Below are 6,542 nucleotides of genomic sequence, written 5' to 3'. Positions count from 1 at the left end.
TGCGTCCCGGTGGACCCCGGCACAAGGCCGGAGTGACGGAGGATCTGGATCCTACCGCCGGTCGAACGCTTCGAATTCGTAAGCGATCGACGCCTCGACCAGCCGGTCCCACAAATCGGCGATCGCCGCGCCCGGCAGGCCAGCCGCTTCCGCGGCGGCACGGGCGTTGGCGATCACCTGCGCCTTGCGCGCCTCGTCGCGGACGGCGCCGCGCTCGGGCTTTATCCGCGCGGCGGCGTCCATATAGTCGAAACGGCGGCGGAGCAGCGCGACCAGCTCGCGGTCGAGCTGATCGACGCCGGTGCGGACCTCCGCCATCGTGGTGCATTGCGATCCGGGAAGGATTGTCATGCCGCGTGCTGTGGCGAGCCAAGGCCGCGCTGTCCAGTCGCCGCGACCGGATCTTGACCGCGACGCGCTGTCACAACACACTCATTGCGGGTTCACGGATAATCGAGGGGAATCATGATCTTCAGCGTCCTCCTGCTGCTACAGGCCGCGCCCGCGCCGGCCGCCCCTGCACCGGAAAAGCCGGCGGAGAAGGTCAGGTGCCGGACCTATCAGGAAACCGGCAGCCTCGTCGCGACCAAGCGCGTATGTCTGACGCCGTCGCAATGGAAGGCGCAGGAGCGCGAAACGCAGCGCGCGGTGGATACGTTTCAGCAGAGCGGCGCGGCCAACAGTCCCAGATAGCAGCGCCCCCTCGTCTTGACTCCGGCGCCCCTGCCCGCTAGGCGCGCGCCTTCGCAATCGGCCCCGTATCCCCGGTGAAGCGGTGGCCCTGCGTTTCCATAAGCGAAGCGTCAGAGCGATACCGGGACGAACCGTCGTTCGCAGATTGAAGGAAAGATCATGTCGAAGCGCTCGAGCGCCAAGTACAAACTCGACCGCCGGATGGGCGAAAACATCTGGGGTCGCCCGAAGAGCCCGGTCAACAAGCGTGAATACGGCCCCGGCCAGCACGGCCAGCGCCGCAAGGGCAAGATGTCGGATTTCGGCATCCAGCTGCGCGCCAAGCAGAAGCTCAAGGGCTATTATGGCGATGTGACCGAAAAGCAGTTCCGCCACTGCTATGACGAGGCCGCCCGGATGAAGGGCGATACCTCGCAGAACCTGATCGGCCTGCTCGAGCGCCGCCTCGACATGATCGTCTATCGCGCCAAGTTCGCGCCGACGATTTTCGCCGCGCGTCAGCTCGTCAGCCACGGTCACGTCTACGTCAACGGCGTGAAGTGCAACATCGCGTCGCGCCGCGTGTCGGTGAACGACGAGATCACGCTGGGCAAGAAGGCGCAGGAAATGGCGCTGGTGCTCGAAGCGCAGGGCCTCGCCGAGCGCGAGATCCCCGATTATGTCGCGCCGGACGGCACCGCCAAGGTCACCTTCATCCGCGTGCCGACGCTGGACGAAGTGCCCTATCCGGTGAAGATGGAACCGAATCTGGTCGTCGAATTCTATTCGCGCTGATCGATCGGCCATCCGGCCAGCGAAGGGGCGGCTCCGGCGACGGAGCCGCCCTTTTCGTATCTACATCCCGAGCGAGGCGCGCAAGAAGGTGTCCGCCTTGTCGAGCATCTCGGCGCGTGCGGCAGAATCGTCGAGCTGGTGATCCAGCCCCTTGAATTCGACCAGTTCCACCTTCTTGCCCGCATCGCGCAGCTTATCGCGCATCAGCCGCGATTCGTTGACGCGCACGTTCGAATCCTCGTCGCCGTGGAACAGCAGCACCGGTGCCTTGATCGCCGCCGCATTGCGCGCGGGCGATCCTTCGCGAACGTGCGGGCCGTTGCCGATGTAGCGATCGACGATCGAAAAGCTCATGTAGGCGCGCGCTTCGGTGCGCAACGTTTCCAGATCGGTGACCGGCGCGATCGCGACGATCGCCTTGAACAGATCGGCATCGAGCGCCGCCGATTGCAGCGCGGCATAGCCGCCATAGGACCAGCCGACGATCGCCAGCTTACCGGGATTGGCGATGCCTTGCTGGGTCAGCCAGCGGCCGGCGTCGTTGACGTCGCCGATCGCGGTGCGCCACGATTGGAAGCCGTTCTTCTGGAACCACGCCTCGCCATAGCCGCTCGACCCGCGGAAATTGGGCTGGAGCACCGCGAAGCCGCGCGCGGCGAAGAATTGCGCCAGCCAGTCGAAGCCCCATTCGTCGCGCGCACCCGGGCCGCCATGCGGCATCACGATCGTCGGCAGGTTCTTCCCGTCGCTCCCCACCGGCAGCGTGAGATAGCCGGGGATCATCGTCCCGTCCGCCGCGCGGTAGCTGATCGGCTTCATCGTCGCGAGCTTGATATTGGCGAGCTCGGGGCGCGCGGCGAGCACCTCCTCCATCTTCCGCGTATCCTTGTGGAACAGATAATAGCGGCCGGGATCGTCGTCGCTGCTGGCGCTGAGCAGCAGATCCTTTTCGTCGGCGCTGGCATCGACGAAGCGGATCTGCGGCAGGTTAGGGATCGCCTTGCCCAGCGCGGCGGAGAGTTTCGCCAGCTCGGGATCGAAGAATTGCGCGCGGCGCTTGTCGGTCACCCAGGATGCGCCGACGACGCGCTGCTGGCGTCCGATGCGGATCAGATCGTCGACGTCGACCTCGGGGTGCGCGACGATCAATTGCTTGGTGAGATTGCCGTCGAGCGAAATGCGGAACACCGCGCGCCGCCCGTCGGCATCGTCGAAACCATAGACCGCGTCGAGCGTGGGATCGACCGCGATCGGGTTGAACCCCCGGCCGGCATCCATCCCGACGCGATATTGGCCGAGCGTCTGCCAGCTCCGCTCGCCGCGCTTGCGATAGCTGTAGGAGATCGTGTCGCTGCTATAGCCGCCGGCGGTTTCCCCCTGATTGCCCATGATGCGTATCGTGCCGATGCCGTCGCTGATATAATCGGCGGCGTGGGTCCGCGGCTGTTCGACCGGCCGGCGCGACAGCGACACGGTGTTGACCAGATCGATGCCGACCCCGCTCTTGTCGTTGGCGAGGCGCGTGCCGATCGTGTTCTCGGGCACATAAGTGTGCGTCATCAGCACCGAGCCGCCGCTGCCGTCACCCGTCCAGTCGACCACTGCGCCGCCGGATTGCATGATGTTCAATGCACGAAAGCTGTTCGGTTCCTGCGACAGCCGCTTGAGCCCGCTGCCGTCGTCGTTGATCGCGAACATCCGCGTGAAGCCGATCAGCGTGCCCGCGTCGTTGACCTGCATCGACACATGGCAGATCAGCCGCGACGGCGTGGTCCAGCGGCAATAATCGAGCTGCTCGGTGCCCGCGGCGTTGCGCAATATCGCCTTCAGCGGATTGTTGCTGAAATCGCTGACGGTCAGCATCTGGCCGCGCGCGCCGTCGGCCAGGAGGACCGCCACCTTCTTGCCGTCCGGCGACAGGCTGATGCCCTGGATCGATTCGCGCGCGCCGAACGCCTTGGCCTCGCGCGACGGCTCGGCGTGCGCCGCGGTCGCCGCGAGAGCGACGCCGGCGAGAAATACTGCTTTGTGCATCTTTGCCCCCTCTTCCCCTCGCGTCATGCTATCGCGCCTCGTGACCGGCGCAAGCGACCGAATGATCGGCGGATGAGAAATTCGTGAAAGATATCACCAATATCGTTGTACTTACCGGCGCCGGCATTTCCGCCGAGAGCGGCCTTGCCACTTTCCGCGGTCCCGGCGGGCTGTGGGAGGGGCATCGCGTCGAGGATGTCTGCACCCCCGAGGCGCTGGCGCGCGACGCGGCGCTGGTGCATCGCTTCTACGATGCGCGGGGCGCGGCGCTGGGCGGCGTCGTCCCCAATGCCGCGCATGACGCGCTGGCGCGGCTCGATCGCGACTGGCCGGGCGAATTGCTGATCGTCACCCAGAATGTCGACGACCTCCACGAGCGCGCCGGGGCGCGGCGGATGCTCCATATGCACGGCGAGCTCAACTCGGCGCTCTGCGCGGCGTGCGACGCGCGCCGGCCGTGGACCGGCAGCCTCCCGCGGGGCACGTCATGCGACGGTTGCGGCGCACCCGCGCTCCGCCCCGACATCGTGTTCTTCGGCGAGATGCCCTATCAAATGGACACGATCGACCGCGCGCTGGCGACATGCGACCTGTTCGTCTCGATCGGCACCTCGGGCGCGGTCTATCCGGCCGCGGGCTTCGTCCAGACCGCGCGCTATCACGGCGCGGCGACGCTCGAACTCAACCTCGAGCCCTCCGGCGGGAGCGGCTGGTTCGGCGAAACGCGGCTCGGCCCGGCATCCGAACTGGTGCCCGGCTGGGTCGACCAGATGCTCGGCGCCTAGTCGACCCAGTCGAGCCCGATATCGCGATAGACCCCGCGATCCTCGTCCCAGCCCGGCTTGACCTTGACGTGCAGGTAGAGATGCACCGGCCGGTCGAGCAGCGCCGCCAGCTCGGCGCGCGCGCGGGCGCCGATCTCGCGGATGCGGCTGCCGCCCTTGCCGAGGATGATCGCGCGCTGGGTCGGGCGCTCGACGAGGATCTGCTGGTGGATCTCGGCCGAGCCGTCCTCGCGATCGACGAACTTCTCGGTCTCGATCGTGCTCGAATAGGGCAGTTCGGCGTGGAGTTGGAGGTAGAGCTGTTCGCGCGTCACCTCCGCGGCGAGCGCGCGCTCGGTCGCGTCGGACACCTGGTCCTCGGGATAATGCCACGGCCCTTCGGGCATCGCACGCGCCAGCGCCGCCTTGAGTTCGGGCACCCCGTCTCCCGTCGTCGCGCTGACGAAGAAGGTTTCGGCGAAGGGCGCGATCGCGTTGAGCCGCTCGGCATGCGCGAGCAGCCGCGGCTTGTCCGCGACATCGACCTTGTTGAGGATCAGGTAGCGCGGCTCGCGGCGCTCGGCGAGGCGCTCGGCGATCTCCACCACCTTGGGGGCGAGCCCGCCCTTGGCGTCGACGACGAAGGCGAGCAGATCCGCCCCTTCCGCGCCGCCCCACGCCGCGGCGACCATCGCGCGATCGAGCCGGCGCTTGGGATCGAAGATGCCGGGGGTGTCGACGAGCAGCAATTGCGTCTCGCCGCTGATCGCGACCCCCATCAGCCGGGTGCGCGTCGTCTGCGCCTTGGGGCTGACGATCGCCACCTTCTGCCCGACGAGCGCGTTGACGAGGGTGGACTTGCCGGCGTTGGGCGCGCCGACCACCGCGATCAGGCCGCAGGATTGGGTCATGCGTGATCCTCTGCGCGGGTACCCACATCCGTTCGCCCTAAGCTTGTCGAAGGGCGGCCTGCCACCTGCCGGTTGCGCGCCAGTCGTGACATCTCCTGCCAGTCGCCGCAAACCAGCGCTTCCTTTTTGGCGCGCGTCCACCCCTTGATGCGGCGTTCGGCCTCCAATGCCTCCAGCCTAGTCGGAAATTCCTGACTCCAGACGAGTGCCACCGGTCGGCGATGCCGGGTATGGCCCTCGATTTGTCCTGCTTGATGTTGGTTCATTCGCATTTCGAGATTGTCTGTGTGACCGCAATAGAAGGAGTTGTCTGCGCAGCGGAGAAGATAAGCCCAGAAGGTCATGGGCGCGCCGACCATGATCCGTTCGCCCTGAGCCTGTCGAAGGGCGTCCCGCCGCCCGAGAGTCGGGGACGCCCTTCGACAAGCTCAGGGCGAACGGGGTGCGGGAGGTTCGGGCGTTCTCCCCCGCGCACGATCACCGCACCTTCTCCAGCAACGCTTTGGCCGCCGCGGTCTCCGCCTCCTGCTTGCTCCCGCCCTCGGCGGTCGCCTCGGCCAGCTTGGGGATCGCCGCCTTCACCGTGAAGCGCGGCGCGTGGCCCGGCCCGGCGCGGTCGATCACTTCATAGACCGGGGGCTTGCGCTGATGCGCCGCGGCCCATTCCTGCAGCGCCGATTTGGGATGCTGCGGCGCCGCCGATCCGGTGGCGATGCGATCCCCCCACAAACGGCGGATCGCATCGCGCGCCGCCGCCAGCCCGGCATCGCGATAGAGCGCGCCGAGCAATGCCTCCATCACATCGCCGAGCACATTGTCGCTGTCGCTCGCCCCGTCGTCGCGCGCCTGCTTGCCGAGCCGCAGATGCGCCGGCACCCCCAGTCCGCGCGCCACCTCGGCGCAGACCGCGCCGGTGACGAGCGCGTTGAACCGCTTCGACAGCGCGCCTTCCGGGTCGGCCGGGAAACGCTCGTAAAGCCATTCGGCGATCACCAGCCCGAGCACGCGATCGCCGAGAAACTCCAGCCGCTCGTAATTGGCGTCGGAGCGGCTGCCGTGGGTCAGCGCGCGCTCGTAATCGGCCAGCGCGCCGGGCGGGCGGCCGAGCGCCTCGCCCAGCCAGCCGGCGAGATCGGCGGGCTCGCTCAGAAGCCGCCCCCGATCCGGTTCCAGCGCGCGGCGGTGATCCAGGTCCACGGCAGGACCCAGTTCGCCGAGCCGTCGGTCGACCAGAACAGGATCACCGCCTTGCCCTCGATATTCTCCATCGGGACATAGCCGAACCCGCCCGATGCCTGGCTGAAACGGCTGTCTTCCGAATTGTCGCGATTGTCGCCCATCATGAAGACATGACCGGCGGGGACGG

At 67.2% G+C, this 6,542-nt stretch carries 9 protein-coding genes; 3 read left to right on the top strand and 6 right to left on the bottom strand.

Translation table 11 applies throughout. The features are described 5' to 3' along the window. Window positions 1–51 precede the first annotated feature (51 nt). A complete protein-coding gene (locus BGN95_RS23580) occupies window positions 52–351 on the bottom strand; it encodes a chorismate mutase (protein WP_179512639.1) in 300 nt (99 codons plus the stop codon). Between the two features lie 114 nt (window positions 352–465). Between BGN95_RS23580 and BGN95_RS23575 the strand changes: the two genes are divergently transcribed. Both BGN95_RS23575 and rpsD read left to right on the top strand, forming a co-directional pair. Beyond that, entirely contained in the window at window positions 466–693 is a 228-nt protein-coding gene (locus tag BGN95_RS23575) for a hypothetical protein (RefSeq protein ID WP_179512638.1), read from the top strand. 159 nt (window positions 694–852) lie between these two features. After that, window positions 853–1,467 (top strand): 30S ribosomal protein S4, encoded by a 615-nt coding sequence (gene rpsD / locus BGN95_RS23570; RefSeq protein ID WP_179512637.1) that lies wholly within the window; start codon window positions 853–855, stop codon window positions 1,465–1,467. 60 nt (window positions 1,468–1,527) lie between these two features. Here the strand turns inward: rpsD and BGN95_RS23565 are convergent, their stop codons facing one another. Then, on the bottom strand, window positions 1,528–3,501 hold the full coding sequence (locus BGN95_RS23565) for an alpha/beta hydrolase family protein (RefSeq protein ID WP_286774206.1): 1,974 nt from the start codon (window positions 3,499–3,501) through the stop codon (window positions 1,528–1,530). Window positions 3,502–3,584: 83 nt separating this feature from the next. On the opposite strand from BGN95_RS23565, the gene BGN95_RS23560 reads away from it, so the two are divergent. Then, the gene (locus tag BGN95_RS23560; protein WP_286774205.1) at window positions 3,585–4,286 is read left to right on the top strand and encodes an NAD-dependent deacylase; all 702 of its coding nucleotides are present in this window, start codon (window positions 3,585–3,587) and stop codon (window positions 4,284–4,286) included. On the opposite strand, the gene era is transcribed toward BGN95_RS23560, so the two are convergent. The 4 genes from era to lepB all read right to left on the bottom strand — a co-directional run. Next, entirely contained in the window at window positions 4,283–5,176 is an 894-nt protein-coding gene (era, locus tag BGN95_RS23555; protein ID WP_179512634.1) for a GTPase Era, read from the bottom strand. The genes BGN95_RS23560 and era overlap by 4 nt on opposite strands. Then, a complete protein-coding gene (locus tag BGN95_RS23550) occupies window positions 5,173–5,535 on the bottom strand; it encodes a GIY-YIG nuclease family protein (RefSeq protein ID WP_286774204.1) in 363 nt (120 codons plus the stop codon). Before BGN95_RS23550 ends, era begins: the two co-directional genes overlap by 4 nt. A gap of 118 nt (window positions 5,536–5,653) precedes the next feature. Next, the gene (gene rnc / locus BGN95_RS23545; RefSeq protein ID WP_179513747.1) at window positions 5,654–6,367 is read right to left on the bottom strand and encodes a ribonuclease III; all 714 of its coding nucleotides are present in this window, start codon (window positions 6,365–6,367) and stop codon (window positions 5,654–5,656) included. Then, window positions 6,322–6,542, bottom strand: a 221-nt coding sequence (gene lepB / locus BGN95_RS23540; RefSeq protein WP_286774203.1) for a signal peptidase I, incomplete at its 5' end; no start/stop codon positions are given. The genes rnc and lepB, both read right to left, overlap by 46 nt.

It is taken from the genome of Sphingomonas sp. 66-10 (genome assembly GCF_001897045.1).
Classification (GTDB): domain Bacteria; phylum Pseudomonadota; class Alphaproteobacteria; order Sphingomonadales; family Sphingomonadaceae; genus Sphingomonas; species Sphingomonas lycopersici.
Note: the sequence above shows the minus strand (reverse complement) of the source record. Positions and strands in the feature narration are given on the sequence as shown.